This window comes from Rhizobium sp. ERR 942 (assembly GCF_007828395.1).
Taxonomy (GTDB): Bacteria; Pseudomonadota; Alphaproteobacteria; order Rhizobiales; family Rhizobiaceae; genus Rhizobium; species Rhizobium dioscoreae.
The window spans coordinates 28,877-55,008 of record NZ_VIUA01000004.1; the positions used below are offsets into that span (position 1 = coordinate 28,877).

Consider the following 26,132-nt stretch of genomic DNA (forward strand, 5'->3'; position numbering starts at 1 on the left):
TCGAGCCATCCGCACCGTGCACTTTCTATCGGCTGGCCAATGCAACTACGCGATCGGCCGCCGCTGAGAAGCCTTGCAGAGACACCTGGAATCCAAGGGCATTGCCGCCATCGGCAACAACCTTGAGATTCAAGCGCGAGCCAGTTCGCAATTTGGCAAGGGTCGGAGCATCGATCGGAAGCAAGGCTATGCAGCCGTTCGGCAGGCAGGTGCGAAAGCGCACCGGCTTCAGGGGCGGCTGATCGTCGATATTCGGGGTGACGCCCGAGTCGAGCACAATACCGAACGGCAGCAGCAGCGTTGCAAGCGCGCTGCCGTCGGGACGCATCTGCATTTCCACGGCGAGCAATCTCTGACCATTCTGCTGGGTTTGATCCTGCGAGAGCGCACAAGACGCAGCCTTGTCGCGCTGATTGCACGCGACATGCCAATCCTGATAGGTCTCCTGCAGACTGGATGCGCCGTTCGGCAGAGCCGATTGGGCAAAGGCCAAAGGTGCGGGCGTCAGAGCAAAGCCCGCGGAGATGAAGGCAAGTACCGCATGGGATATGCGGCTGATGGTCCGAGATGAAATGAATGCGGAATTTGACAAGGGATAAAATCTCTCAGCTTGAAACATGACCTTGTGCAATCGGTTGCGCAAAAGGCCAAGATAACGGGCTAGCGGCGGCGGCCGCCTTTGAACGCGAACTGGCGCGCCCAAAGGCGGTCATGTTCGAAAGCGTTCAGGTACATACCCACTCCCGTACGCTGCAGCGGGAGCCGGAGCTCTCGCAGGCCTTGAGCGCGAGGTCTTCGGCTTCGCCGCGCGTCGGTGCCGAATTCGCACCCCATGGCGTAACGCGCTTGCCGCCTTCCTTGCCGATGGCGAGTGCGCCGCAATGATTGTAGGGAAAGCCGGTCTTGTCGTCGTCATCCCAGTGACGATGATTGCGGAAGACGCTGACGACGATGCAGCTCTTGCCCTTATCCCGCTCGCAATGCTTGAGGGCGATATCCATGGCTTCCTGGCGCTTGTCGGCTCCCCAGAAGAAGCCGTATTTTTCATCCGGTGCCGAATAGGCGATGGCTGCCCATATGCCGCGCTCTTCAGGCGGGGGAGCCGGCGGCTGCTCTGTAGTGAAGAGATCGGCGGCCCACGGATGGACGGCGGAGACAAGCAGCATGCCTATCGCGGCAATCGCGGATTTCAACCTCATTTTGCGCTCCCTTGGTTTCCTGCTGCCGAAGCCACGGAAATGACGACGCAGCCACTTCCCGTCGGCAAAAGCATCGCGTCACCGCCATCGTTGCCGAGCTGGTAGACACCGATCTGGTCGAGATTGTTGACGAGCTTGCTTCCATTCGGGAACTTGGCCGAAACTTCCGGGCAAGACATCGTGAACGGTGCAACGCGAACCATTGATCCTTCACAGCCGGATGCGACGGGTGCTGCGAATACGATGCCGGCGGCCGGACCGCTATAGCCCTGTGTGGCATAGTTCATGCCGACAAGCGCTTGTACGGCATGCTTGTCGGCTGCCTCTTTGTTCCACACCGATTGGACATTGTACTGCGTGCCATTGGTCAACAGCTGCCCGAGAACCGGGAAAATCGTCGAGCAGGAATGCAGTCCGGCCTGCTTGGCGTGCTGCAGGAATGGCGTATCAGGCAGCCCTTGATTGGCATCGTTCGCGGCCGCGACCGCCGGCTGGGAGAGAAGATTACCCAACACATCGTATCGCAAGGCGGCATAGCCGCCAGCGGAGACGATTGCCATCGCCAGCACCGAAAGGGCGGCGGTCTTTCGCCAGCTTCGCTTCGGATTGGCTTGCTCGACGGCCAGGTTCTGAATTGCGGCGTCCTTGGTGTTTCGCGACATGATGCGATCGTGAATTGATTGCTGGGTCATTGAAATCCATCCATCACTTTATCGCCTTCACGGCTGTGGAAAGGCCTTTGAGATTTGCGGTCACGCTGATCGTTCTCCCGTCCGCAGTCGGATAGGAAACCGTTGGCGCCGTATTCTTGGAAATCTGCTCGCGCAGTAGGGGTCCGACCGGCAGCATGCCGACGCATACCGTGTTGTTGCAGCCGTTGAACCGGACCTGTATCGGCTCCTTGCGGCCGTCGAATTGCAACAGGATACCGCCGTCGCTTTTGGCAATCGGGGCCGCACGCAAGATCATGTAGGGATCACCCTTTTTCGTCGCGGCGAGCGACCAGCTGAATGCGACCTGTCCCGCCTCGTTCTCGATGATCTGGGTAACGTTGCAGACCCGCTGGCGAATTTTGAGATTTTCGTCGCAGATCAGCGTCCAGTTTTCGAAGGGACGAATGGTTCGCTGATAATCGCCAGGCCTTACTTCCGGAGGAACAACGACCTCGGACGGCTTTATGCGATACGCGGGAGTGGCAGTCTCCTGTCCGGCTGCAATCGAGCCGAACAAGAGCATGCACATCAGGAAAGTCGGGACGCCGAGAAGCGCTCCTTTGACCATGACAGGCTCAATTCAGAGTGAAGCTGAGGCCAGCGCCGACACCCACCTGGCCGCCGGCTGCCGTACCGGACAAATTCGCCCGGACCCTCCCGTTCTCGCTGGTGTAGCCGGCACCGAAGGCCAAGGCGCCCTCGCCTCTCCACACGCCGCCGCCAACTGCCACGCTCACCTTGCCGGGGCGATCGTCATAGCGAAGCGATGCCGCGGCAAGTCCAATCGCGGCTGCTTGTCTTGCTTCCGACCGTACGTCTCCGAGTTCTCGGTTCAATTGCCCGAACTTCTGGTCCGTATAGTTGTTCGCGGAAGCCAGCGTAGTGGCGGCGGCCGTGTCCGCGTAGGATTTGACCTGAGTGATGCTGTCACCCAATTGAGCGACGTTGACGGCATCCGTCGGGGCGACACCCTTGCCGACATTGGAAATGACCACCGGCGCATTCACGTCACCACCCTGCAGCGTGATGCTGTTCTTCTTGCTGCCATCGGGATTGAGATCATAGGTGACGGCGTTCTTGGTGATCGTTCCCACACCCGTCTGCAGGCTGTCGATCGCCTGATTGGTCGCATAAAGCTGCGATCCGTTGATGGCATCGGTGCTGTCGGAAGAAATGCGGCCGGCAGCGACGTTCGTGATGGTTCTTTCAGCCCCTTGGGAACCCACACTCACCGTTCCGACAGGCGTGGTACCGGCGAAATCGTAGTGCTGACCCTGAATATCCGTGCCCGACGTGCCGACAGCAGCTTGTGTTGTAGAACCGGAGCCCAAGGCCACATCATTGGCATTGTTAGCCTGCGCCCCCTGGCCGAGGGCAACCGCCCCCTCCCCTGCCGCCGTAGATCCAAGTCCTGCCGCCAGGCTGCTCACGCCGCTGGCGACACTCTGCGGACCGATCGCAACGCTATCCGTGCCGCTGGCGGTGGAATCGGCCAGCGTCGAGTTGGCGTGGAAATACTTGATGCCGCCGCCATTCATGATGTTGGTCAGGGAGTTATCGACCGCACCGAAGGCATCATAGACCGTATTGTAGTTGTTGCCCTGGATATTATAGGTCGGGCCAGTGATCGATCCATCCGGGTTTACCGTCGTATTGCCGCCGATCAGGTTGGTAACGTTGGTGCCGAGGCCCTTGAGCTGGCTGACATTCACTGCATCCGTATTTGCCGAACCGGCAGCAACATTGGTCAGCTTGCGTTCCGAGCCGGCCGAGCCGATCGATACTTCGCCGACGGAGGTTTGCGGGCCAGTAAGGGCAAAGCCGGTGTAGCCGGTTTGAGCGCCCACGGTCGTTACGGATTGCGCACCGAGAGCGACGCTGTTGATGTTGTTGGCTTGCGCGCCGGCACCAAGCGCCACCGACTGGACGCCCGCAGCCAGCGAGTTCGTGCCAAGCGCGACGCCATCAGCCAGCATGACATGGGCATTCTGGCCGATGGCCGTGCCGCCAGGGGCAACCTGGTCGACGACAGCGCCATTGCCGATGCCGATGCCATTGTCGCCGTTGACGACGGTCGTCGGGCCAACTGCTACCGACTCTGCGCCAACAGCAAGCGAGTCACCCGCCGCTGAATTGGCATGGAAGTATTTGCTTGGTGTCGTCGCCACCGAAGCGATGGCGCCCTGGAGCTGACGAACGGTGACGGCGTCCTGCGCGTTGGTGCCATCAGCCACATTGATGATCTGTCGATAGGCCGTGCTCGAACCGACCGAAACGGCGCCCAGCAGGGTCTTGTCCGTCGTATTGTATTGGATGAAGTTCGTCGGCCCGGCCGCGATCTGGCCCGTTGCCGGTGCGAGGGCGCGATCGGAAACCGAGTCGGAACCGAGGGCAACTCCGCCGACGATGGTGGCTTGGCTTTGTCTTCCAAGTGCCAGGGCATCGCCTGCCGTCGCGGTCGCGTTATAGCCGACCGCCGTGGAGCCGACGCCCTGAGCGGAGGAGTCGCTGACGGCAAGCGTGCTGTCATTGGTGCGCACATATCGGATGCCCTTACCGTTTGCATCGGTATAGGTCGTCGATGTGTCACCGGCGAGATTGTTGATCGTATTGCCGAGATTGGTCAGATTGCCGCCGATCGTGGTGACGGTCGTGTTGAGACTGTCGACCGCCTGGTTGGTGGCAAAGAGCTGCGAGCCGTTGACCGCATCCGTCGAGCCGCCGTTGAGCTGGCCAGCCGCGACATTCTGGATCTGACGCTCGGCACCGGCGGAGCCGACAGAGAAGGCCCCTGCCGGCGTCGTGCCCGCGAAGGTGTAGGCGGTACCGCCCACCGTTGCGCCCGAGACCCCCGTCGTCGCACCGGACTGAGAATTCAGACCGATGGCCACGTCACCGGCATTGTTGGCGACCGCATTCGGACCAACGGCAACCGAATCCGTGCCGAGAGCTTGGGAGTCCGGCAGGGTGGAATTGGCATGGAAATACTTGATGCCGCCACCGGTGTTGATGTTGTTGACGATATTGCTGAGATTGGTGATGCCGGTCGTGTTCAGATCAACCTGTTGGTTGGTGGCAAAGAGCTGCGAGCCGTTGATGGCATCCGTCGAACCATTGTTAAGCCGGCCTGCGGCGACATTGGTGATGGTGCGCTCGGCACCCGGCGCGCCCACACTCACTGTCGAGCTTGGTGTCGTACCGGCAAAATTATAGGTATTGCCGCCGATCACCGCGCTTGATGTGCCGACCGCTACATCAGTCACGGAGCCGGAACCAAGCGCCACGTCGCCGGAACTCGCCGCCGCCGTTGCACCGTTGCCCAATGCGACATTGCCGACGAAACCGGAAGCACCGGCAGTGGAGCCGTTGCCGAGCGCAACCGAGCCCTGGCCGATTGCCTTATTGTTGTTACCGATCGCGACCGCGCCCGCCGCCTGATTGGCGGCGGTGGCCGTCGCCGTGCCATCGCTGTTGGCGATGTTGTTGGCGCCGCCGGTGAAGGCGCCGGTGCCGCTTGCATAGCTCGGATCGCCGATCGCGACCGCGCCGTCGCCGTAAGCGCTATTGCCGTAGCCGATTGCGACGGCCTGACCGCCATCGGCGATCGCGCCCGTGCCGATGGCGACGGAATCGTCGGAGAGCGAGCCGGCGGCGGTGCCGATGGCAATCGCGTTCACGCCTTGTGACACGGCGCCCGAACCGATCGCGGTCGAAGCTGCTGCTGTCGCGACGGCCGACGTGCCAATGGCGGTCGAGTCATCCCCTCCGGCATTGGCAATACGGCCAGCGGCGAACGCACGAGCACCGGTGGCCTTGGCTTGAGAACCAATCGCGGCCGAGTTCGCTCCCGTTACGCTGGCCTGGAAGCCCACAGCTGCCGAATTGTCGCCGCTGGCGACAGTGCCGATGCCGAGCGCGGTACTGGCGATTCCGCCGGCATTGGCGCTGACGCCGGCAGCGAGAGAATTATTGCCTGTGGCCTGCGTTCCAGAGCCGTATGCGGAGGCATTTGTGCCACTGGCGACGGCCTGGCGTCCTGTTGCGGTGGAATTGTCGCCGCTAGCGTTGGCGCCGGCGCCCGAGGCAATCGATAGGACTCCACTGGCATTCGCGTTATTGCCGAGCGCGACACTCGAGGTCCCGGTGGCGGCAACGGTTGCGCCCGAACCTATCGCCACGGCACCACCTGCAGCGAGCGTCTGCGCCTGGTTGCCCAAGGCAACGCCGAAATCTCCCGAAGCCGTGGCGACGTTGCCGAGCGCTACTGCGTCGATACCTGTCGTCTTGGCTTGAGGTCCGATCGCGATCGCATTGGTCGCGCTGGCCATCGCGTTGTAGCCGATCGACGTGGTCGTGTTGTTGGTGACGCCAATGCCGGCGTTGGTGCCGATCGCGATATTGTCGTTACCGGTCACCAAGCTGCCTGCGGACGCCTTGAGCGTGGCGTCATAGGCCACGGTGCCGTCGCCGGTTCCCAACGCGACATTGCGCGCTCCGGTGACGCCGGAGCCGGCGCCCCGCATGACGCTGGCGATGCCGCCGCCGATGGCGCTGTTCTGGGCACCGCTCACAAGCGTGCCGGCTGCGATGCCCACCGCAAGGGAATTCGTGTTGGCGGTGGTTGAGCCGGCGCCGGCGCCCTGTCCGACGGCAACCGTGCCGTCGCCGCTGGCCAGCGCCTGCCCGCCGAGCGCGAGCGCAGTGTTCCCCGTCGCGCGAGCCAAATTGCCGACAGCGACCGCTGCGGGACCCGCCGCGTTGGCCTGATAGCCCGCAGCGAAAGCATAAGTGGCACTGGCCTGGGCTGCGGTTCCGATCGCAGTTGCGTTATCGCCTCCCGCGTTTGCGTTGATGCCCAAGGAGATCGCCTGGGTCCCGCTGGAGACCGATCCGCCGCCGATCGATGTGCTGTTCACACCGCTGGCTGTGGAGGATTCCCCCAGCGCCAAAGTGTTTGCTTGGCTTGCGGCGGCATTCGCGCCGAACGCTGCCGCATTAATGGCTGACGCCTTTGCATTGAAGCCCACGGATGCGGCCCCGCTCCCTGAGGCATTCGCGCTGGTGCCGACCGCAGTTGCTAGATTGGAGGTGGCGCTGGCCGCGTTGCCTAGCGCGGTGGCGCTGGTGCCACTTGCGGTAGTGTTGACGCCAAAGGCCGAAGCTCCATCCGCCAATGCGTGAGCGGCTCCACCAACGGCGAGGGCATTGAGGCCGGTCGATTGCGCGAAGACACCCATTCCTATGGCATTGAGACCATTGACGCTCATAGAATAGCCGATGGCGATCGAAGCATCGCCCGTTGCGCTGTTAGAGGTGCCCAGCGCCACGCTGTTCGCGCCATTCGCTGCAGCACCGTTACCGATGGCGACGGCGTTGCCGCCTGACGCGGTTCCGCCGCCGGCGGTATACTGCGCCAGAGCCGGCGTAGCGATACCCCCGAATGCGATCGCACCCAGTGTCACCGCTCCACCAACACCCAGCATCCCGTGCCCCAGACGGCTCCGCCTGAAGCCGAGCACGCGAGATGCCATTCGCAGCACCGCCATCAGCCGCCGGCGAACCAGGCGATTGCCATCACCGCCCGAAATCCAGCTTCGTGCAAATCCAGTACGCGATTTAGTCTGCAGATGTTCCCCAACGCACTCGCTCATGCTGCTTTCTCCTCGCTGCTATCTGGACGACCGAGCGCGCGTGAACCCGCATCTGCGGCTGTGTCGTCATTGAAATTGTGCGCTTCCTGAAGCGCACGACCCATTTTGGCGGCCTGACTTTCGAGCTGTTCGCGCACGGTGTCGGCCCATGGCTGCGTCAGTTCCGGAACGGAATACAACGCAGCGTCAGCCCGATCGGGCGGAAGCTTCATCGTCACCAGGGCGCGGCAGACATCGAAATGGAATAATGGTTCTCCTTCCCCATAGGCCGGAGAGGTCAAACCAAAGACAAGGCAGGCAAATAGATAATCGACTTCCGGGCCGGTCAGGCGGCTGGCATATCGTTCTTGCAAGGCAGTCCAGGCTACCTCGATTTTCGGAGCAAAGATTTCAAATTCAGGGAATTGAATGTCCATGAAGCACCGGATGGTTACCAGCACGAACATGGCCTTATTTCAGCACTACGGTATTTTAGAAAATTCCGGATTTTTTTTAGGAAATTACGGTTTTTTGCTTAGCCGGTTGCAGGTGTAACCGCTTTGCCACACTTAACCTAAAGCTGTTCCGCATGAAGAGGCGAATCGCCTGATGATCGGCGCCAAACGGTTCTTTCCATTCCGAAAATCTCTTCTGCCGCGTGAGCAGAAAAACCCCATGCCACATGCACCTCTCGGTCAGCCCGCGGAAAATCATGGGTTACGAAATATTCGAATTGGCTTGGGACGAATCCGGGGGTTGCCTACAAACCCGCGCGGTTATCGCATGTATCGAAGCTCCGTCGGCGTCCGTCCACGGTATCTCTTCATCGTGGTCGCCAGGTGGCTTTGATCCGAAAACCCTGTCATGTAGGCGATTTCCACAATCGCGATCTCGCCTTCGGCGAGCAGCTTTTCCGCAAGATCCAGGCGCAGATTTATCAGATACCGGTGTGGGGGCATGCCAAAGGTCTTGGCGAACCTCACGATGAAATGGTTGGGCGAAATGCCAGCGACCGCCGCAAGTTCAGCGACGTGAACCTTTTCGGTGAAATGTTCGCGAAGATACTCTTCCACGCGTCGAGCGCTTTTCGCGGAGAGCCCTCCCCTGGGCGACGGAAGCTGTCTCATATTGTTCGCATAGGTACGGAGAAGATGGGTACTAAACAGCGTAACCAATGAATCCAGATAGAGTTCATTCGGAGTTGCTTTCCCGGTTAGCTCGACGGAAATCCTCTGCGCTATGCCGAGGGCGATAGGATCGACGGTTCCAAATGCTGGAGGTTCGAGTTCTACGTCGGCAAGATCAAACTCCTGGAGCGCCAGCTCGGACAAAATTTGGGGAGGAATCGCGACCACCAGATTTTCCCTGGTTTCCGACCAGGCAAGAGTGCTGTCGACGCCAGCAGGATTGATGATGAGGCAACCAACAGGCGCGTCATACTGGGTGATCTTGTCGCTGCCGAGAGACGCTCGCAAGCCACGCATGGGAGCCAGCACGATCCCCATCGCATGTTCTTTGGCCAGGAACGTCTGTGATCCAGGCTCGCGAACGGAGCTGATGACGCTCCCCCGCATGGTGGCCTTTCTCGGACCCGCGCTTTCGGGAATTATGTCGAACACATATCGATCGGTACGTTCCCGCACCTCACCCGCATAGTCCATTCTTCATCGCCCCGCCCGAACGAAATCATGCAATTGCTAACAAGCAGACGAGATCCCAATATCAGCCGAGATCTCATTATTCCCAACACTGCCCGCCGGATACCGCCGTAAACCAGCTTATAGCGCAAGATTAAATAGTATAATTCACTGAGTTTGGAAGGGGGGATACGCATATGGTAAAGAAAGAATGACGCGGTAAAAACACGTCAATCTTTAGCGCGGACAAATATATCCACGCACGTCGATAGATGGTTGCAGTCGGGCTAAACCTTTGTTCGCGTCGAAGTAGAAAAAACGATTGTGGAGCGGCTGTGACCGCTAAAGATCGCCTCGGCGCTTCTCATATAAGTCCCAAGCGACATCCACCATCGCTAGAAGAACATCCTTCTGATTCCATCCAGCCGCAGCCGCGGCCCGAACGATTTCACTAACTATAGGCTGCAATTGGCGCTGGCACTCGTTTGAAATGTCATCGGCCCCGTTTCCTACAGGTGGTTCACTAAATTTGAATTCTACCATTCGCACTCTCGCAGCCTTAATATATGTCAGCTATCACATTCCCAACATAAAATAAATCCGTAAGGACGCCCCGAGATTTTCATAGCCCCGTACCTAGTCACACTATCGCTATGCTGTAATCAAGCCAAACTTCATTACAACCATTAACTCTATATCATTGGGCAACTCGCACAGTGAGCAGCAAGTGATACAAGAAGAACGGAAGTTATTCTGCCGCCCCGACGAAAGAGCTGAAAGACGCGGCGGCAAATCTCCAAAGCCGATCGTCAGGCCGAAATCCTCAACGAAGGGGTCTGTGCCTTCGAAATCGCGAACATTGCGTATCACGACACTCAAACCGTGAACGAGCGCAGACGGGCCTTCTGGATTTTGCGCAAATGGCAGGCGCACCCGCAGCGGGATAACACGGCGCGGTCTCCGGATTGCGGCGCTGGAGAGCTACGCCTTTTGCCCGCTATTGAACCTCATGCACATAGCGATGACTTCTGGTCGTCGCACGATGTTTTGCGACGAGAACCGGAACCGCGGACTGATCATAGGCCACTTCGTCGATCGTCAGCACGGCGCTGGGCATGCTCAACTGCAACAGCCGGCAGTCCTCCTCCGTCGCCATATCGGCGGCAATCTGCTCTCGCACGGCGGAAATGCGAATCCCGTAGCGATCGAGAAGGAAGAGATAAAGAAGGGAGGGAATCTCCTCCTTCTTATCGGGAAACTCCGGCAGCATGCTCGCCGAAAGTGCCATGACTTCATGCATGACCGGCTTGCCTCCGACGCTGCGCAGCCGGTGAATCGAGATGACTTCAGCCGCATCGTCAAGCCGCAGTCCGGCCCGCTCTTCTTCGTTCGCCCCACGGCGTTTCAGCGAAAGAATGTCGGATGTCGAGTTTTGCAGCGAACCGTCGAGCCCGTGCAGGCGAAAATACTGGAAGAAAAAGCGCAAGCTGTGCTGCGGCGTACGACCGGTGACCACCGTCCCCGTCTTGCGCCGGCGGCTGAGCAAGCCCTCATTGGTCAGGTCCTGCAGGGCACGCCTGATCGTGCCGACAGCAACTCCAAACTTTTGCGACAGCGCGATCTCGCTCGGCAGCACGGTCCCGGCCGGCCATTTGCCCATCATGATTGCTTCCGTGATCTGACGTTTCACGACTTCATAGAGCGGAACGGAGAGCTCGGATGCACGCGGCACATCTGCTGAAAATTTGGGCATTTCGCGCAATTATTTGCCTCTTATTTGGAGTTGACTCGAAGCGTGAGCGGCAGCATCATTACTATATAGTTTATATAAATACGAGTGCGGAACCTCCATGTGTTTCTGCGCGTCTTTTCGGAATTCGAGCATGCGCGATCAAATCTTGTCATCTTTTGAGGAGCCATTTGCAAGCGCCTTGAAAATCATTGAAGAGACCGTCGAAAGCGCTGTCAGCGACCTCGCGCGGATGGTGGCGATCGATACCTCTTTTCCGCCCGGAGACGGCTATCCCGCTTTTGCGGCGCTGATGTCGGGCCTGCTGGAACCCATGGGCTTTCATTGCCGGGAGGTTACCGTGCCGGAAGAGCTATGGCGGGTCAGCAATGGCCCTGCCCAAGGGCCGCGGGTTAATCTCATTGCCGAGCGATCCGGCAGCAAGCCGATTTGCGGGTTGTACTACCACGTCGACACGGTTCCGGCCGCCCCTGCCTGGCAACAGGATCCGCTCTGTCTTCGCCGCGAAGGCCAACGCCTCTTCGGGCTTGGAGCGGCGGACATGAAAGGCACCATCGCGGCGACCCTCCTTGCGCTGCGTGCCGCCGATGCGTGTGGGGTCGAGCTTGCCTACGATCCGATGCTGCTCCTCTGCACCGATGAGGAAGGCGGCCTCTATCCGGGAATCCGATATCTCGCCGAGCAGGGCATGCTCAAGGGACATATCGTCAATTTCAACGGTTCGGCGGCACCACGCATCTGGGCGGGCTGCTTCGGCGTCTTCAATCTTCAGATCACTATTCGCGGCCATGCGGTTCACGCGGGCGAAGGCAACCGCACCGGCTCGGGCATCAATGCCATCGACGGAGCCCTTCCGCTTCTGAATGCCTTGCACGCCTTGAAGCCGCAGGTGGCTGCCTTCGCATCCGCCTTGCCAGCGCCGCCGCATGCGAGCGGACCGCTGCGGCCACAGCTTTCCATCGCCGCCATCAATGGCGGTACGTCGGGAGGACAGGTTCCCGCGGAGCTGAAGATCCTCGTCAGCCGCCGTTACGCACCCGAGGAAAGTTACGAAACGGCAAGGGCTGAGATCGAAGAGCTCGTGCGCACCGTCATGGCAAAATCGCCCGAGCTGCGCGTCGAGATCGATCTTGTCGGCCATCTTATTCCGACCTCAGACCCGGACGGTCCGCATTGGCCGCGCTGGCAGAAGGCGCTCAGCCTCGGCTTCGGCTATCAGGATTCCGATTTCAGCAAATGGGGTGCCGCCAGCTGCTCCGATTTCGGCTACGTGCAGCAAACGGGTGCGATGCAGGAAGTCCTGCTCGGCGGCCTTGGACGTCCGGAGAGCTGCATCCATAGCGCCGACGAACATACGACGACCACGGATATCGTCGCGCTGGCGCAGAGCATCCTTGCCTATCTCGCCCGCGACTTTGAGACCGGCCTTATTCCAGAACACGCACCATCAAAATAAGGGAACATCGCAATGCTGAAGCTGAATCGACGTCATTTCCTGGCGAGCACCGCCGCCATTCTGGCAACGCCCGCCATCGGCTTTGCTCAGGCCACCGTTCCAGCCAAGGGCGGCACATTGCGCATTTCCGTCGATCAGGCCGCAAGCGTGATCCATCCGCTGCTGACGCGCGTCAACCCGGAATACATGGTCACCGAGTTGCTCTACAGCAATCTGACCCGGCTGAAGGTCGATATGTCGGTCGAGCCGGATCTTGCCGAAAGCTGGAGCGCCAACGATGCGCTGACGGAATGGACCTTCAAGCTGCGTAGCGGCGTCAAGTTCCATGACGGATCGCCGCTGACCGCAAACGATGTCGTCCAGAGCTTCAAGGCAATCCTTGATCCGAAGAACGCTTCGCCGGCACTCAACAATGTCGGCCCGATCGCCGATGTGATCGCAGTCGATCCTCTGACCGCCGTCTTCAAGCTTTCGACCCCTTACGCTGACTTCCCAGTGGCGACAGCCTACACGGTCGCGCGCATCATCCCAGCCTCCATCGCCACAGGCGACTTCAAGAAGCTGTCGACCACGGCCGTCGGCACCGGCCCGTTCAAGCTTGTCTCCTACGAACCCGACCGTCTGATCGTCGTCGAGCGCAATCCCGATTATTACGATCCGAAGCGTCCCTATCTAGATCGCGTCGAAATCCAGGTCTTTCCGGATACCTCGGCGCAGACCTCGGCCCTGCTTGCCGGCGATATCGACATCATTTCGACCGTGCAGCCGACCGAATATCTGCGGATGAAGGACGCCCAAGGCGTCAATCCGCTGCGCGTGCCGTCGGGCCAGTTCTGCAACATCAATTTCGGCTGCGACACAAAGCCCTTCAACGATGCCCGCGTTCGTCGCGCGCTGGCGCTTACCGTCGACCGGCAGGCGATGGTCGACTTCGTCACCGAAGGCTTCGGCACGCCGGGTAACGATACCGCCCTCAATTCCTCCTATCGCTTCTATGCCGACCTGCCGCTGCGCCAGGCCAATATCGAGGAAGCCAAGAAGCTGCTGGCCGAGGCCGGTTATCCGAACGGCTTCGAGGCGACGCTGATTGCATCGGACAAGCCGAGCCAGCGCACCCAGCTCGCCGTCGCATTGCGCGAGATGGCGAAGGAAGCCGGCATCAACATCAACGTCCAGACGATGCCGCACGCGACCTATCTCGAACAGGTGTGGAAGAAGGGCAGTTTCTATGTCGGCTTCTACAACATGCAGCCGACGGCGGATGCGATCTTCAAGCTGCTCTACACCTCCGATGCCGCTTGGAATGAAACGCGCTGGAACAATGCCGCCTTCGACAAGGTCGTCAACCAAGCGCGCGGCATCACCGACGAAGCCAAGCGCAAGGAGCTTTATGCCGAGGCGCAGAAGCTGATGAATGAGGACGTTCCTTCCATCATTCCGGTCTTCTTCGATGTTCTCGCCGCCAAGCGGGATTGGGTCGCCGGTTTCGAGGTCCATCCGCGCGCTTCCGTCTTCCGTCTCGATTACGTCTCCTTGACGGACAAGGCGCCGAAGCGGAGCTGATAGCACCTGCGAGCTGAATGAGCGTCGCGAGGCCAACGACCTTCGCGACGCATCCCATAGCAAGAAGATCGGCGCTTATGTTGAAGCGACCGGTCGCTCCAACGCCAGGAAATGGCCCTTGTCACCGAACTATCTCCTGAAGCGGCTTTTGATGATCGTTTACACGCTCTTCATCGTGTCGCTCGTCGTCTTCGCGATCACCCAGGTCCTGCCGGCGGATGCCGCCGTGATGATGCTTGGCGAGAACGCCACCGACCAGGCGCTTGAGGCACTGCGCCAGCATATGGGATTGAACGATCCCGTCTGGCTGCAATATCTGCATTGGCTGGGCGGCGTCCTGCATGGCGATTTCGGCCAGTCGCTGCGCACCGGCCAGCCGGTCGGGCCGGCCATGCTCCAGGCTCTCGGCCGCTCGCTTCTACTCGCCGTGCTCTCCATCGCCTTGATGCTCGCGCTTGCCATACCGCTCGGTGTCCTCGCAGCGATCCGCCGCGGCAAGCTCGCCGACATGATCGTCAGCCTCATCTCCTATGCCGGCGTATCGCTGCCGGAATTCGTGACGGCGACGCTCGCGGTGCTCTTCGTCTCCGATTGGGCGAAGCTTTTGCCACCGACAGGCTATGTGCCACTGACCGAGAATTTTGTCGACGGCCTTGCCCACCTGGTGCTGCCGGTTTGCGTGGTGTCGATCATCCTCATCGCGCATGTCTCTCGCATGGTGCGTTCCGAACTCGTCGATGTGCTGCATACCGATTACATCCGCGCGGCTCGGCTAAAGGGTCTTTCCACGTCAAGAGTGCTGTTCGGTCATGCGCTGCGCAACGCCCTGCTGCCGACCATCACCGTCGTCGCGCTCGATGTCGGCTATCTCCTCGGCGGCATCATCGTCGTAGAGGAAATCTTCGCACTTCCCGGCATCGGCAGGCAGTTGATCGTCGCCATCCAGACGCGCGACCTGCCGGCAATCCAGGCCGGCGTGCTGCTCATGGCGGCAACCTATTCCATCGTCAATTTCGCCGCCGACATTCTCTACGCATGGCTCGACAAGAGGATCCAGTATGATTGAGCTTCTCAAACGGCTGCTGCGCACGCCGCAGGGCGCGGTCGGCCTTGTCCTGGTCGTCCTCGTCTTCATCGTCGTCGTCTTCGGTCCCTGGCTTGCTCCACGCGATCCGGAAGCCATGTCGATCCTTGCCCGCTATAAGGGACCGAGCGCGAATTTCCTTCTCGGCACCGACCAATACGGCCGCGATATCTTGAGTCGCCTGCTGATCGGTGCGCGCTCGACCGTAACGATGGCGGTCTTCGCCACGCTTGCCGGCACGCTTGCCGGAGCCCTCATCGGAACGGTATCCGCCTTCCTGGGCGGCCGCGCCGACGAATTCATCATGCGCACCATCGATGCGATCATGGCAATCCCGAACCTTCTGTTCGCGCTGCTGATCGTCAATCTGCTCGGGTCCAGCAGCATCAATGCGCTGGTCGCCGTCGCCGTTGCCTTCGCGCCGGGCATGGCGCGCATCACTCGCAGCGTAGCCCTTGCCGTGCGCAAGCAGGACTATGTGAGCGCGGCGATCGCCCGCGGCGAAAGCTCGCGTTACATCATCCTGCGCGAAATGCTGCCGAATGTCGTCGCACCCATCGTGGTGGAAACGACGATCCGCGTTTCCTTTGCCGTCATGCTGTTCGCGACGCTGAGCTTCCTTGGTCTGGGCGCCCAGCCGCCCGCCACCGAATGGGGGCTGATGGTCTCGGAGGCGAGACAATACATGCACCTCAGCGCCGGCATCCTGATCTGGCCGAGTCTCGCCATCGCCATTGTCGCCATCGGCTTCAATCTTCTCGGCGACGGCCTGCGCGATGCGCTCAACCCGCGCACCGGAGGCTGAGATGACAGAAACGGCAAGCAATATCGTCCTACAGGTCCGCAATTATTCGCTCGACTATCTGACGGCGGGCGGCGTGTTTCATGCGCTCAAGAATATCGATCTCCAAGTCGGAGCCGGCGAGATTCTCGGCCTCGTCGGTGAGTCCGGCTCGGGCAAAACCTCAATGGCCTGGTCGATCATGCGCTATCTGCCGGCGAACGCTCGGGAGGTCGGTGGCGACATCCGGCTTCGCGGCGAGGATCTAACGGCGAAATCGTCAGCCGAGGTCAATCGCATGCGGGGCAAACGGATCAGCATGGTGTTCCAGGACCCCGGCACCTCGCTCAACCCGACGCTCTCGCTTGGCACGCAGCTCACGGAAACGCTGAGGCGCCATCGCGGCCTGACCGCAAGGCAGGCGTGGAACGAAGGCGAAGCCATGCTGCATCGCGTCGGCCTTAAAAGCCCCGCTGACATGATGAAGCGCATGCCGCACGAGGCATCGGGCGGCGAAAAGCAGCGCGTGGTTATCGCCACCGCCTTTGCCTGCAATCCGGAATGCATCATCTTCGACGAGCCCACGACGGCGCTCGATGTCATCACCTCCCGTCAGATCCTCGACCTCTTCCTCGACCTGCAGGCCGAGACGGGCGTCGCCTCGCTCTATATCTCGCATGATCTCGCCTTGCTGTCGCGCACCGCGAAACGGGTCGCCGTCATCCGGCGCGGCGAAATCGTCGAGCAGGGAGCGGTCGACGCGATCTTCCATGCGCCGCAGCATGATTATACGCGCCAGCTGACCGCCGCGGTGCCGCGGCCGAGCGACCGCCGGACGCAGACACGCCCGTCCTATCAGGACCAGCCCCTGATGAAGGTCGAGAATGTCAGCGTGCATTACGGCCGCAAGCCGTTCCTGTCGACGCTGACCGGCCGGTCCTTCGAGCGCTTCGCGGGCAATCGTGCCATCAGCCTCAGCGTGCAGCCGGGAGAGATCCTCGGCATCGTCGGGGAATCAGGCTCCGGCAAATCGACGCTTGCCAAGGCAATGACCGGGCTCAATCCCTTCGAGGGCCGGATGACTTTCGCCGGGCGGACGATTTCAGGCCTTGCCGACATGGACAAATCCTATCGCAAGAATGTCCAAATGATCTTCCAGCATCCGGACGCCTCGCTCAATCCACGCCAGAAGATTCGCGAAATCCTGGCACGGCCACTGAAACTCTATGGCGAAGGCGAGAATGGGGCCATCGCCCAACGGATTGGCGACATGCTCGAGCAGGTGCGCCTGCCGCGTACCCATGCCGATCGCTATCCGCATCAGCTCTCCGGCGGCGAAAAGCAGCGCGTCGCCATCGCGCGCGCCTTCGCATCCAGACCGAAGCTGGTGATCTGCGATGAGATCACCTCGGCGCTCGACGTCTCGGTGCAGGCCTCCATCATCGAGCTGCTGCTGGAACTGCATCGCGAACATTCCACCGCCTTCCTCTTCATCACCCACGACCTCAACCTCATCCGCCAGATCGCCCACCGCATCGCGGTGATGTATCGCGGCGATCTCCTCGAAGTCGTGCCGGCGGAAGACATCACCAGCCCCGAGCGGGCCGACTATACGCGCCGGCTGCTTGCCGCGGTCCCGACGCCTGTCGGCGCCGCACCTACAGAACGAGACTTCTAAGGAGCATCAAAAATGGACCCGAAATCGCTCATCGGAACAATCGATGAGAAGAGCTGCCTCGACTTCCTGTCGATGATGGTTCGCCAGAAGAGCCATTCCCAGACCGAAGGCGAACGCGAGCTTGCGCGCATCATGGCGCGCCAGATGGAGGCGATCGGACTTCAGTCCGAACTGCAACCCTTCGATAATGGCGAGCGCTTCAATGCGATCGGACGCCTGAAGGGAACCGGCGGTGGAAAGAGCCTGCTCTTCAACGGCCATCTCGATACAAACCCGGTTACCGAGGGCTGGACCGTCGATCCCTGGGGCGGCCTCGTCGACGATAAATTCATCTATGGCATCGGCGTATCCAACATGAAAGCGGGGGATGCCGCCTACTTCTGCGCGGTCAAGACCTTACTCGACGCCGGCGTCAAGCTGAAGGGCGATGTGATCCTGACCTATGTCGTCGGCGAGCTTCAGGGCGGCGTGGGCACGCTTGCAGCCATCCGCAACGGCGTTAAAGCTGACTATTTCATCAACAGCGAGCCGAGCGATCTTGCCGCCGTGACGATGCATGCCGCCGCGCTAAGCTTCGTGATCGAGCTGACCGGCGACACGCGGCACCTGTCCAAACGCGAACAATCGGTCGACGCCATCGCCGCCGCCTGCGATCTTATCCCGCATATCAACGCCATGACCTTCAGCGGCGCTAGAAGCGAAGTGCACCGCTCGATCAATCGCGGTCATGTCGGTGTCGTCCATGGTGCGCTCGGGCGTGAGCTGGAGGAATGGCGCCCGCCGCAGGTCGCCGATTTCGTCCGCATCCGAGGTTCGGTCCGCTATGCGCCCGGCCAGACGCAGGAAGGCGTGCTTGCCGATCTCGCCGCGGAATTGGTCGCGCTCGAAAAGCGCTTTCCCGGGCTGAAAGCCAAGCTGGTGCCTGAGATGATCGAAGGCCGTCCCCTGATGCCTCCTTTCGAAGTCTCGCCGACTTCACGCATCGTGACCTCGATCAACGCCGCCTATGAGACCGTCCGCGGCGAGACGCAGCCGACGGGCGCCATTACGCCCACGCGTTTTTACGGAACGGACGCCGGCCATCTCTACCATGAACTCGGCATGGAAGGCATCGTCTGCGGACCAGGCGGCCGGTACAACACCATGCCGGACGAACGCGTCGACATCGTCGACTATCTCGACATGATCCGGATCTACATGCTCACCATTCTCGATATTTGCGAGGCTGCCTGAGGCCGCATGTTTCCTCGTGACGAATATGATTGGCGTATCGCCAAGGCACATGCCGCCATGGACGCCGCCGCTGTCGATCTCCTCCTGATCGACAGCGGTGAGCTCCTTGCGTGGCTTACCGGTTATACCGTTTCGGAAACCATGTACCGCGCCGCCTTTCTCCCGCGACACGGTGCGCCCTGGTTCGTCCTGCGCGAGCTCGACGAAGCGCCGTGCAGGGAAAAAACCTGGATCTCCGATATCATCGGGTTCGCCGATACGACCAATCCGCACGAGGCGATCGCCAGCAGCATCCATGCTCGAGGTTTCGCCAGCGCCCGCATCGGCGCCGACTTCGCCTCCTATAGCTTCAGCGCCGATACGGCGGCCAAGCTTCGGGCGCACCTGCCCCAAGCGCAATTCGTCGCTCTGCCCGGCATCAGCGACAGTCTGCGATGGGTCAAATCGGCTCGCGAGATTGCCGTTCTGACGCAAGCGGCCGGCATCGCCGACAGGGCCATGCTGGCGATAGCGCAGAATACGCGAGCCGGCTCTTCGACCCGTACGGCTGCGGCGACCGCGGCTGCCACCTTCCTGCTTGAAGGTGCTGATAGCGGCGAGACCGGTCCGATCGTCAAGGCCAGCGGCGACCACCAATTCCTGCACGGCTCTTTCAAGAGTGAATTGCTTGACGCAGGCGATATTCTGCACGTGGAGCTTATTCCGCGCGTGGGCAGCTATGGTGCCCGTCTCATGCGGCCGATCGTCATCGGCAGTGCATCGGCAAGGCTTCAGGATATCGCCTCGCGCATCATCGCGCTGCAGGACCGGCAGATCGAAGCCATGAAGCCGGGCGTTCCTGCCTGCGAGGTCGATGCCATAGTCCGTCAGGGTCTCATGTCGTCAGGACTGAGACAGCGTTATGACAATGTAACGGCCTATACGCTTGGTCTCTATACCCGCACGCCGCGCACCAGCGATTTCTCCCGGGTTTTTCTGCCGGACGCGAATTGGCCGCTGGAGGAAGGCATGGCTTTCCATGTCTATACGACAGCCGCCAGGCTTGGATTCAGCGAGACGGTGGTTGTTACGCCGGAGGGCGGAAGACGGCTGACGATGACGCCACGCCGCCTCCTCGGTCTGGCTAAATAACATCTGGCCGACACGCGAAAGTCCTGCGCGCGGCGAGGTCGTGCCGAGATTTTAGCCGAGCGCCTGGCTAGCGAGAGCATATGTGACCGCCATACCGGCGCTGGCCTTGTTTCTATTGGAGGGATGGTTTCCAAGCGACATGGTCAGGACGGTATCGTAGACAAGCATCCCGCACTGCGACACGTAAGAGGCGAAATCGCCGCTCTCCATGTGCGTGTCGAGACGAAGAAATTGGCCGGCATGATGCACCACGTGTGGCTCGACCACGACGATCGCATCGGCATCACTCGACGCAACCACGGGCCCGACGACATGGCCGCGTCCGAAGGGCCGGCACAAGGCGAAAGCCTGCAAATCCGCTCCCCGGAACAGGCCGTAACCGATCGATTGCTCGTTGAGACGCCTGACCAGCTCCGAGCGATCGGCACCGAAGGCCATGGCATCGAGCCGCAGGATCGCTGCAAGATCGTCGGCGCCAAGCCGCCTTACCGTGCCGTCCGAAGGCAGCGGCGCGAAATCCTTCGCGATCCGCGCCTCCCCCTGACATTGGTAGACCGTCTTTTCCGGCTTGAAATCCAGCGAAAGATACAGACGCCGCGCCGCCCGTGTCGCGCTGAGGCTGAGGCGGCGTCCCGCAACCTTGTCGAGGATCCGGCTCATCAGCCATTGACCGGTGCCATTGGTCTGCAAACGCGGAGAGGTAATCACCATGCCGACGGTGGCAAACTCGTCTCCGTGCGGAAACCACATGGCAGATCCCATGACGCGACCGATCTCATCGAGTGCGACGATGCCGCTACCCGTCTGCCTCAGAAATTCCCAGTCTTCGGCTCGATGCGGCCAACGGACTGAGATCGACAGCGCGTGCAACTGATCGAGCTCCACGTCCTTGATGTCGCCGATATGCATGGAGAAAGCATCGACCCGCAAACTGTCAGATACCTTCACTGGACCACCTCGAAACCTGCTACCTATACCCATGCGCCAAAACAGACGCGCTCCCCGTCAGCAAGGATAGGCGACGCCCGCCGATACAATTAGCTCGAATTGCGTGTGCCTGCACAACAATCGACTGAAACACTTCGACATTCGGCATGCAATTATGAAAGCGCAGGCCAATGCTATTGGGAAATGTCAGCAAATGCCGCAGCCGCCGAGGAGCATATGGACACGGTTGAAATCCTCGCCCGTCTTGTCGCCTTTCCGAGCGTCGTCGGCACGCCGAATGACGGGATCGTCGGCTGGATCCAGACGTATCTGCAAGGCCTCGGAATCCACGTCACCGTGCTTCCAGGGCCTGAAGGTGACAGGTCCAACATCTTTGCCACGATCGGCCCCAGGGATGTCGCGGGTTATATCCTATCTGGCCATATGGATGTCGTTCCCGCTGGAGAGCCCGGCTGGGCGTCGGAACCTTTCGCGCTCAGAAAGGAGGCCGATCGGCTCCACGGGCGTGGTACGACCGACATGAAAGGGTTTCTTGCCGCAGCGCTTGCCGCGGCGCCGGAACTTGCCAGGGCAAATCTTGCCCGTCCCATTCATCTCGCATTCTCCTATGACGAAGAAGCGGGATGCCGGGGCGTGCCGCATCTACTGGCGCGGATGAAGGAACTCTGCGCACCCCCGCAAGGCGCTATCATCGGCGAGCCCAGCCGCATGCAGGCCGTGCGCGCCCATAAGGGGAAAGCGGCGGCTCGCGTCACCGTCGGCGGACGGGCGGGCCATTCGTCTCGTCCAGACCTGGCGCTCAACGCCATCCATGCCATGTCGCGGGTGCTCAATTCGGCGGTCGATGAAGCTCGGAGGCTGACGCTCGGCCCGTTCGACCCCGTATTCGAGCCGCCGTACTCGACGCTTCAGGCCGGCATTGTGTCCGGCGGACTGGCGCTGAACATCGTCCCCGACAACTGCCGGCTCGACCTCGAGGCACGTGCTATCGCCGACGTGGCCCCTGAGGAACTGCTTGCCCCAATCCGCCATTGCGCTGACATGCTCAAGGAACAGGGCTTTTCCGTCGATTGGACGCCGCTCAGCGCCTATCCCGCGCTGTCGCTTGCGAAGGACGCGCCACTTGCGGCCCTGTTGGAAGAAATGACCGGCAGGCCGTCGCTTGCGGCGGTCAGCTACGGGACCGAGGCTGGCCTATATCAGGCAGCCGGGATCGATGCGATCATCTGCGGGCCTGGCGACATAGAGCGCGCGCACAAGCCCGACGAATACATTCTAGAGGACGAACTCGAGGAATGCCGCCAGATGATATTGGCCCTGGCCGCGCGCTGCGCACGGGCTTGAGGGAGCGATCGCCATGACATTTCTCTTCAATTCGGATGCCAAGCGCGGAGCGATCTTCGCGCAGGCCTTCGCCGAGGAACTGCCGGATCTGGCATTTTCGATGAATGCGGCGAGCGTGGATCCTGATGAGGTTCGCTTCCTCATCACTTGGACGGTGCCCGACGACCTCGCCCGTTACCGCAATCTGGAAATCCTGTTTTCGATCGGCGCGGGCGTTGACCAGTTCAAGACGGATCTCGTGCCTGAACATGTGAAGATCGTCCGCATGGTCGAGGATGGCATCGTCAGGATGATGCAGGAATATGTGACGCTTGCGGTGCTCGCGCTGCATCGCGACCTTCTTTCCTATCTTGCGCAGCAGCGCGCCGGGGAATGGCGCGGCCTGCCTCAGCGCCAGGCGCATGAAAGACGAATCGGAGTTCTGGGATTGGGCGTTCTCGGGACAGCCGTGCTCGAGCGGCTGAAGCCCTTCGGTTTCCCACTCGCCGGCTGGAGCAGATCGCCCCGGACGATCGAGGGCGTCGAGTGTCATCACGGCGAAACCGGCCTCAGGACCATGGTGGCTGCGACGGACATTCTCATTTGCCTGCTGCCTCTGACGCAAGAGACCACGGGGTTCCTGGGCGACACGCTTCTTGGCGGCCTTCCGGCGGGGGCGATGCTCGTGCATGCCGGTCGCGGCCCACAGCTCGATGCCGACGCGCTGATCGAGGCGCTCGATAGCGGCCGTCTGGCGGCGGCGGTGATCGACGTGACCGACCCAGAACCCCTGCCTTCGGGTCACCCTTTATGGCGACACCCGAAAATCATGCTCACTCCGCATATCGCCAGCGTTACACAGCCCGATACCGCCGCACGCGCGGTGATCGACAACATCCGTCGTTATCGCGAAGGCCAGGATCCCATCGGGCTCGTCGACCGGCGGCGCGGATATTGAACCCATAGCAATGAAAGGCTCACCATGACCTTCCTCAAGACCGTCGTAACCAATCCCGGTACGGCCCCGCGTGAATCCAAAGCCTTGCCGGAAAGACTGATTGCCGGCGATCCCTCGTTCAAGACCTGGGCGCAGGATGAGGCGAAGGACGGCGCCGTGCGCACTGGTGTCTGGGAAGCGACGCCAGGCGAGACCCGGTCGATCAAGGGCGAGACCTTCGAATTCTGCCACATCCTCGCGGGTGTCGTCGAAATCACCCCCGATGACGGCGAACCGGTCATCTACCGGGCCGGCGACAGCTTTGTGATGAAGCCGGGCTTCGTGGGCAGATGGAAGACGATCGAGACCGTTCGCAAGATCTATGTGACTGTCGGATGAAAGCTGCTGGCCGCCGCAACAGAAATCACTGTTCGCCCCGGCTGAAACGCAAGATTCGTCGGCCCGCGCGCCGGCATACGGAGCAAGCTGCTCGTAAGCCGGCGCTAGGCTCTGGCAAAGCCTTAAGAAAGAGCTTCCCATGAGCTTGAGCTTCGATCCTGACACCTTGCCATTGCCGATCGGCCATTTCATCGGCGGGGAGCTCATTGAAGCGCCCGGCGAGATCGACATGAAAAGGCCCTCCGACGGCAAGCCTTATGCAGGTTGCCCGATTGCGAGCCACGAGATGGTGGACCGCGCCGTCGAATCGGCCAAGGCGGCATTGAAGGCCAGCAACTGGAGCGGCCTGCGGCCGCGCGAACGTGTCCGCGTAATGCATGCCTGGGCGGACTTGATTGAAGCGGAGACGGAGACGCTGGCTCGAATAGAGGCTCTGTCCTCCACCCGATTGATCAGTCAATTGCCGGCCGGCGACATAGCGGTCACCGCGGAGCAGATTCGTTTCTTTGCCGAATTCGCCGACAAGGAGGGCAGCGATGTCGTGCCCACCGATGACAAGACCTTCGGCATGATCCTCAGCGAACCCTATGGGGTCGTCGGCGCGATCACGCCCTGGAACTTTCCGGTCTCCATGGCCGGCTGGAAGCTCGGTCCGGCGCTTGCCGCAGGCAATGCCGTCGTCCTCAAACCTTCGGAAATGACGCCATTTTCGACTGTTTACCTAGCCGAGCTCGCCGCGAGGGCCGGATTGCCCGCCGGCCTCTTCAACGTCGTTCTCGGCGACGGGCTCGCCACCGGTACGGCGCTCACCGGCCATCCCGATATCGCCAAGGTCAGCTTCACTGGCTCCACCCGAGCGGGATCCGCGATCATGGAGAATACCGCCCGGTCTGGCATCAAGCCGATGACCCTGGAGCTTGGCGGCAAGAGCCCGCAGATCGTCTTCAAGGACGCCGATCTTTCGAAAGCGGCCGATGCGATCGTCGGCAGCATTCTCTTCAATGCCGGCCAGGCTTGCGTCGCCGCGACGCGCGTGATCGTGGAGGCAAGCGTTGCCGGCCAATTCACGGAAGCCCTCATCGCGCGGATGGCGGATATCGGTCCTGGCCCCACCTGGGATGAGGCGACACGCTATTCGCCGATCATCTCCGAACGCCAGCGCGACCGGATCGACGCGATCGTTGCTGCCGCGATCAGCGAAGGCGGCCGCTGTATCGCCGGCGGCAAGCCGATGGATAGGCCGGGTTATTTCTACGAACCGACGCTTTTGACCGATCTCGATCCGTCTTCTCCCGCCATTCTCGAGGAAATCTTCGGGCCGGTCCTGACGCTGCAGACTTTCGAGGACGAAGACGAAGCGATGGTGCTTGCCGATCACCCCTCCTACGGGCTTGCCGCGGGCCTGTTTACATCCGACCTGTCGCGTACCATCCGCCTCAGCCGGCAGATCCAGGCAGGTACGGTCTGGGTCAATCGCTACAGCCGCTCGCGGGATCATATCTTACCGACCGGCGGCTATAAGCGCTCCGGCATCGGCAAGGACCTGGGACGCGAGGCTTACCTTGCCAATCGCAAAACGAAGAGCGTGCTCATCAGCCTTTAAGGGACCTATACCATGAAGACCTATTCCATCGCTCTGATCCCTGGTGACGGCATCGGCAAGGACGTGACAGACGCCGCATGGTCGGTGCTGCAAGTCGCCGCCGAGGCTGGCGGCTTTGCACTGAATAGCACCGAATTTCCGTGGTCCTGCCAATTCTACAAGCAGACGGGGCGGATGATGCCGGAAGACGGGATCGAGACGCTAAGGTCGTTCGATGCGATCCTACTCGGGGCCGTCGGCTGGCCGGCCGAAGTGCCCGATGCGGTCTCGCTGCACGGCCTGTTGCTGCCGATCCGCAAGGCCTTCGTGCAATACGCCAATATCCGACCGCACCGGCTGCTGCCGGGGGTCCAGGGACCGCTGCGGGCGGAAACATTCGACATTCTCTGCATCCGCGAAAACACCGAGGGTGAATATTCGGGCGCCGGCGGTCGCGTCCATCAGGGCACGAGTGATGAAGTCGCGGTGGAGACGTCGATCTTTACCCGCGCGGGCGTCGAGCGCATCCTGCGTTTCGGCTTCGAGCAGGCGCGTACCCGGCGCCGCAAGCTTGCCTCCGTTACCAAGTCCAATGCCCAGAAATATTCCATGGTGTTCTGGGACGAAATCACCGCCAGGCTTTCGGCGGAATATCCCGATGTCGAAGTCACGAGCTATCACATCGACGCGATGGCGGCCCGCATGGTGATGGCGCCGGAAAGCCTTGACGTCGTCGTCGCCTCCAATCTGTTCGGCGATATCCTGACCGATCTTGGCGCGGCCATTCAGGGCGGCCTTGGATTTGCGGCTTCAGCCAACATCAACCCGCAGCGCAACGCCCCATCGATGTTCGAGCCGGTTCACGGTTCAGCACCGGACATTGCCGGGCGCGGCATCGCCAACCCGATCGCCGCCATCTGGTCGGGAGCGATGATGCTCGATCATCTGGGCGAGAGGGATGCTGCCACCCGCATCATCGCGGCGATGGAGGCCGCAACCGCGCGCGGCATCGGCACACTTCCGGGCAAGGATCGAACGGAAACCATCACCGCCGGCATCATCGCCGCGCTCTCCTGATTGCAGAGGAC

21 protein-coding genes are annotated in these 26,132 nt (G+C 61.0%); 12 read left to right on the forward strand and 9 right to left on the reverse strand.

Translation table 11 applies throughout. From position 1 onward, the window contains the following. Positions 1–25: 25 nt before the first annotated feature. The 8 genes from FBZ97_RS17065 to FBZ97_RS17105 form a co-directional block, all read right to left on the reverse strand. Positions 26–592, reverse strand: coding sequence for an invasion associated locus B family protein (locus FBZ97_RS17065; RefSeq protein WP_113420837.1), 567 nt, complete (start codon positions 590–592; stop codon positions 26–28). 133 nt (positions 593–725) lie between these two features. Continuing rightward, a complete protein-coding gene (locus tag FBZ97_RS17070; RefSeq protein WP_145321593.1) occupies positions 726–1,199 on the reverse strand; it encodes a DUF4189 domain-containing protein in 474 nt (157 codons plus the stop codon). Then, positions 1,196–1,891, reverse strand: coding sequence for a hypothetical protein (locus FBZ97_RS17075; RefSeq protein ID WP_145321591.1), 696 nt, complete (start codon positions 1,889–1,891; stop codon positions 1,196–1,198). The genes FBZ97_RS17070 and FBZ97_RS17075 overlap by 4 nt, the downstream gene beginning before the upstream one ends. A 13-nt stretch (positions 1,892–1,904) precedes the next feature. Next, on the reverse strand, positions 1,905–2,480 hold the full coding sequence (locus FBZ97_RS17080; protein ID WP_145321589.1) for an invasion associated locus B family protein: 576 nt from the start codon (positions 2,478–2,480) through the stop codon (positions 1,905–1,907). A gap of 7 nt (positions 2,481–2,487) precedes the next feature. After that, positions 2,488–7,563: a YadA-like family protein gene (locus FBZ97_RS17085; RefSeq protein WP_145321587.1), complete on the reverse strand. Its 5,076-nt coding sequence runs from the start codon at positions 7,561–7,563 to the stop codon at positions 2,488–2,490. Beyond that, entirely contained in the window at positions 7,560–8,009 is a 450-nt protein-coding gene (locus FBZ97_RS17090; RefSeq protein ID WP_233788509.1) for a hypothetical protein, read from the reverse strand. Before FBZ97_RS17090 ends, FBZ97_RS17085 begins: the two co-directional genes overlap by 4 nt. A 309-nt stretch (positions 8,010–8,318) precedes the next feature. Further along, the gene (locus FBZ97_RS17095) at positions 8,319–9,203 is read right to left on the reverse strand and encodes an AraC family transcriptional regulator (protein WP_113353155.1); all 885 of its coding nucleotides are present in this window, start codon (positions 9,201–9,203) and stop codon (positions 8,319–8,321) included. A gap of 973 nt (positions 9,204–10,176) precedes the next feature. Then, positions 10,177–10,932, reverse strand: coding sequence for a GntR family transcriptional regulator (locus FBZ97_RS17105; RefSeq protein WP_113331023.1), 756 nt, complete (start codon positions 10,930–10,932; stop codon positions 10,177–10,179). A gap of 130 nt (positions 10,933–11,062) precedes the next feature. Between FBZ97_RS17105 and FBZ97_RS17110 the strand changes: the two genes are divergently transcribed. The 7 genes from FBZ97_RS17110 (at position 11,063) to FBZ97_RS17140 (ending at position 19,855) form a co-directional block, all read left to right on the forward strand. Next, entirely contained in the window at positions 11,063–12,385 is a 1,323-nt protein-coding gene (locus tag FBZ97_RS17110; protein ID WP_145321585.1) for a M20/M25/M40 family metallo-hydrolase, read from the forward strand. Positions 12,386–12,397: 12 nt separating this feature from the next. Then, a complete protein-coding gene (locus tag FBZ97_RS17115) occupies positions 12,398–13,948 on the forward strand; it encodes an ABC transporter substrate-binding protein (protein WP_145321583.1) in 1,551 nt (516 codons plus the stop codon). A gap of 118 nt (positions 13,949–14,066) precedes the next feature. Further along, a complete protein-coding gene (locus FBZ97_RS17120; protein WP_145321581.1) occupies positions 14,067–15,014 on the forward strand; it encodes an ABC transporter permease in 948 nt (315 codons plus the stop codon). Beyond that, complete coding sequence (locus FBZ97_RS17125; protein ID WP_069614362.1) at positions 15,007–15,837, forward strand: ABC transporter permease; 831 nt, start codon at positions 15,007–15,009, stop codon at positions 15,835–15,837. Before FBZ97_RS17120 ends, FBZ97_RS17125 begins: the two co-directional genes overlap by 8 nt. A 1-nt stretch (position 15,838) precedes the next feature. Further along, complete coding sequence (locus tag FBZ97_RS17130) at positions 15,839–17,491, forward strand: ABC transporter ATP-binding protein (RefSeq protein ID WP_145321579.1); 1,653 nt, start codon at positions 15,839–15,841, stop codon at positions 17,489–17,491. Between the two features lie 12 nt (positions 17,492–17,503). Beyond that, positions 17,504–18,724 (forward strand): M20/M25/M40 family metallo-hydrolase, encoded by a 1,221-nt coding sequence (locus FBZ97_RS17135; RefSeq protein ID WP_145321577.1) that lies wholly within the window; start codon positions 17,504–17,506, stop codon positions 18,722–18,724. A gap of 6 nt (positions 18,725–18,730) precedes the next feature. After that, positions 18,731–19,855 (forward strand): Xaa-Pro peptidase family protein, encoded by a 1,125-nt coding sequence (locus FBZ97_RS17140; RefSeq protein WP_145321575.1) that lies wholly within the window; start codon positions 18,731–18,733, stop codon positions 19,853–19,855. A 51-nt stretch (positions 19,856–19,906) separates the two neighbouring features. Here FBZ97_RS17140 and FBZ97_RS17145 read toward each other — a convergent pair whose 3' ends face one another. After that, complete coding sequence (locus FBZ97_RS17145) at positions 19,907–20,764, reverse strand: GNAT family N-acetyltransferase (RefSeq protein WP_246661813.1); 858 nt, start codon at positions 20,762–20,764, stop codon at positions 19,907–19,909. Positions 20,765–21,019: 255 nt separating this feature from the next. Between FBZ97_RS17145 and argE the strand changes: the two genes are divergently transcribed. The 5 genes from argE (at position 21,020) to FBZ97_RS17170 (ending at position 26,121) form a co-directional block, all read left to right on the forward strand. Beyond that, the gene (argE, locus tag FBZ97_RS17150) at positions 21,020–22,147 is read left to right on the forward strand and encodes an acetylornithine deacetylase (RefSeq protein WP_145321571.1); all 1,128 of its coding nucleotides are present in this window, start codon (positions 21,020–21,022) and stop codon (positions 22,145–22,147) included. Between the two features lie 13 nt (positions 22,148–22,160). Further along, on the forward strand, positions 22,161–23,084 hold the full coding sequence (locus FBZ97_RS17155; RefSeq protein ID WP_145321569.1) for a glyoxylate/hydroxypyruvate reductase A: 924 nt from the start codon (positions 22,161–22,163) through the stop codon (positions 23,082–23,084). A 24-nt stretch (positions 23,085–23,108) separates the two neighbouring features. Then, entirely contained in the window at positions 23,109–23,462 is a 354-nt protein-coding gene (locus FBZ97_RS17160) for a cupin domain-containing protein (RefSeq protein WP_113331033.1), read from the forward strand. A gap of 139 nt (positions 23,463–23,601) precedes the next feature. After that, positions 23,602–25,065, forward strand: a complete 1,464-nt coding sequence (locus tag FBZ97_RS17165) for an aldehyde dehydrogenase family protein (RefSeq protein ID WP_145321566.1) — start codon at positions 23,602–23,604, stop codon at positions 25,063–25,065. A 12-nt stretch (positions 25,066–25,077) separates the two neighbouring features. Further along, positions 25,078–26,121, forward strand: a complete 1,044-nt coding sequence (locus tag FBZ97_RS17170; protein ID WP_145321563.1) for a tartrate dehydrogenase — start codon at positions 25,078–25,080, stop codon at positions 26,119–26,121. Positions 26,122–26,132: the final 11 nt, after the last annotated feature.

Excerpts from the sequence above, each read along its gene's own strand:
- FBZ97_RS17070 (WP_145321593.1), bottom strand. The coding sequence starts at position 1,199 with ATGAGGTTGAAATCCGCGATTGCCGCGATAGGCATGCTGCTTGTCTCC.
- FBZ97_RS17075 (WP_145321591.1), bottom strand. The coding sequence starts at position 1,891 with ATGACCCAGCAATCAATTCACGATCGCATCATGTCGCGAAACACCAAG.
- FBZ97_RS17080 (WP_145321589.1), bottom strand. The coding sequence starts at position 2,480 with ATGGTCAAAGGAGCGCTTCTCGGCGTCCCGACTTTCCTGATGTGCATG.
- FBZ97_RS17085 (WP_145321587.1), bottom strand. The coding sequence starts at position 7,563 with ATGAGCGAGTGCGTTGGGGAACATCTGCAGACTAAATCGCGTACTGGA.
- FBZ97_RS17090 (WP_233788509.1), bottom strand. The coding sequence starts at position 8,009 with ATGTTCGTGCTGGTAACCATCCGGTGCTTCATGGACATTCAATTCCCT.
- FBZ97_RS17095 (WP_113353155.1), bottom strand. The coding sequence starts at position 9,203 with ATGGACTATGCGGGTGAGGTGCGGGAACGTACCGATCGATATGTGTTC.
- FBZ97_RS17105 (WP_113331023.1), bottom strand. The coding sequence starts at position 10,932 with ATGCCCAAATTTTCAGCAGATGTGCCGCGTGCATCCGAGCTCTCCGTT.
- FBZ97_RS17110 (WP_145321585.1), top strand. The coding sequence starts at position 11,063 with ATGCGCGATCAAATCTTGTCATCTTTTGAGGAGCCATTTGCAAGCGCC.
- FBZ97_RS17115 (WP_145321583.1), top strand. The coding sequence starts at position 12,398 with ATGCTGAAGCTGAATCGACGTCATTTCCTGGCGAGCACCGCCGCCATT.
- FBZ97_RS17125 (WP_069614362.1), top strand. The coding sequence starts at position 15,007 with ATGATTGAGCTTCTCAAACGGCTGCTGCGCACGCCGCAGGGCGCGGTC.
- FBZ97_RS17130 (WP_145321579.1), top strand. The coding sequence starts at position 15,839 with ATGACAGAAACGGCAAGCAATATCGTCCTACAGGTCCGCAATTATTCG.
- FBZ97_RS17135 (WP_145321577.1), top strand. The coding sequence starts at position 17,504 with ATGGACCCGAAATCGCTCATCGGAACAATCGATGAGAAGAGCTGCCTC.
- FBZ97_RS17140 (WP_145321575.1), top strand. The coding sequence starts at position 18,731 with ATGTTTCCTCGTGACGAATATGATTGGCGTATCGCCAAGGCACATGCC.
- FBZ97_RS17145 (WP_246661813.1), bottom strand. The coding sequence starts at position 20,764 with ATGCATATCGGCGACATCAAGGACGTGGAGCTCGATCAGTTGCACGCG.
- argE (WP_145321571.1), top strand. The coding sequence starts at position 21,020 with ATGGACACGGTTGAAATCCTCGCCCGTCTTGTCGCCTTTCCGAGCGTC.
- FBZ97_RS17155 (WP_145321569.1), top strand. The coding sequence starts at position 22,161 with ATGACATTTCTCTTCAATTCGGATGCCAAGCGCGGAGCGATCTTCGCG.
- FBZ97_RS17160 (WP_113331033.1), top strand. The coding sequence starts at position 23,109 with ATGACCTTCCTCAAGACCGTCGTAACCAATCCCGGTACGGCCCCGCGT.
- FBZ97_RS17165 (WP_145321566.1), top strand. The coding sequence starts at position 23,602 with ATGAGCTTGAGCTTCGATCCTGACACCTTGCCATTGCCGATCGGCCAT.
- FBZ97_RS17170 (WP_145321563.1), top strand. The coding sequence starts at position 25,078 with ATGAAGACCTATTCCATCGCTCTGATCCCTGGTGACGGCATCGGCAAG.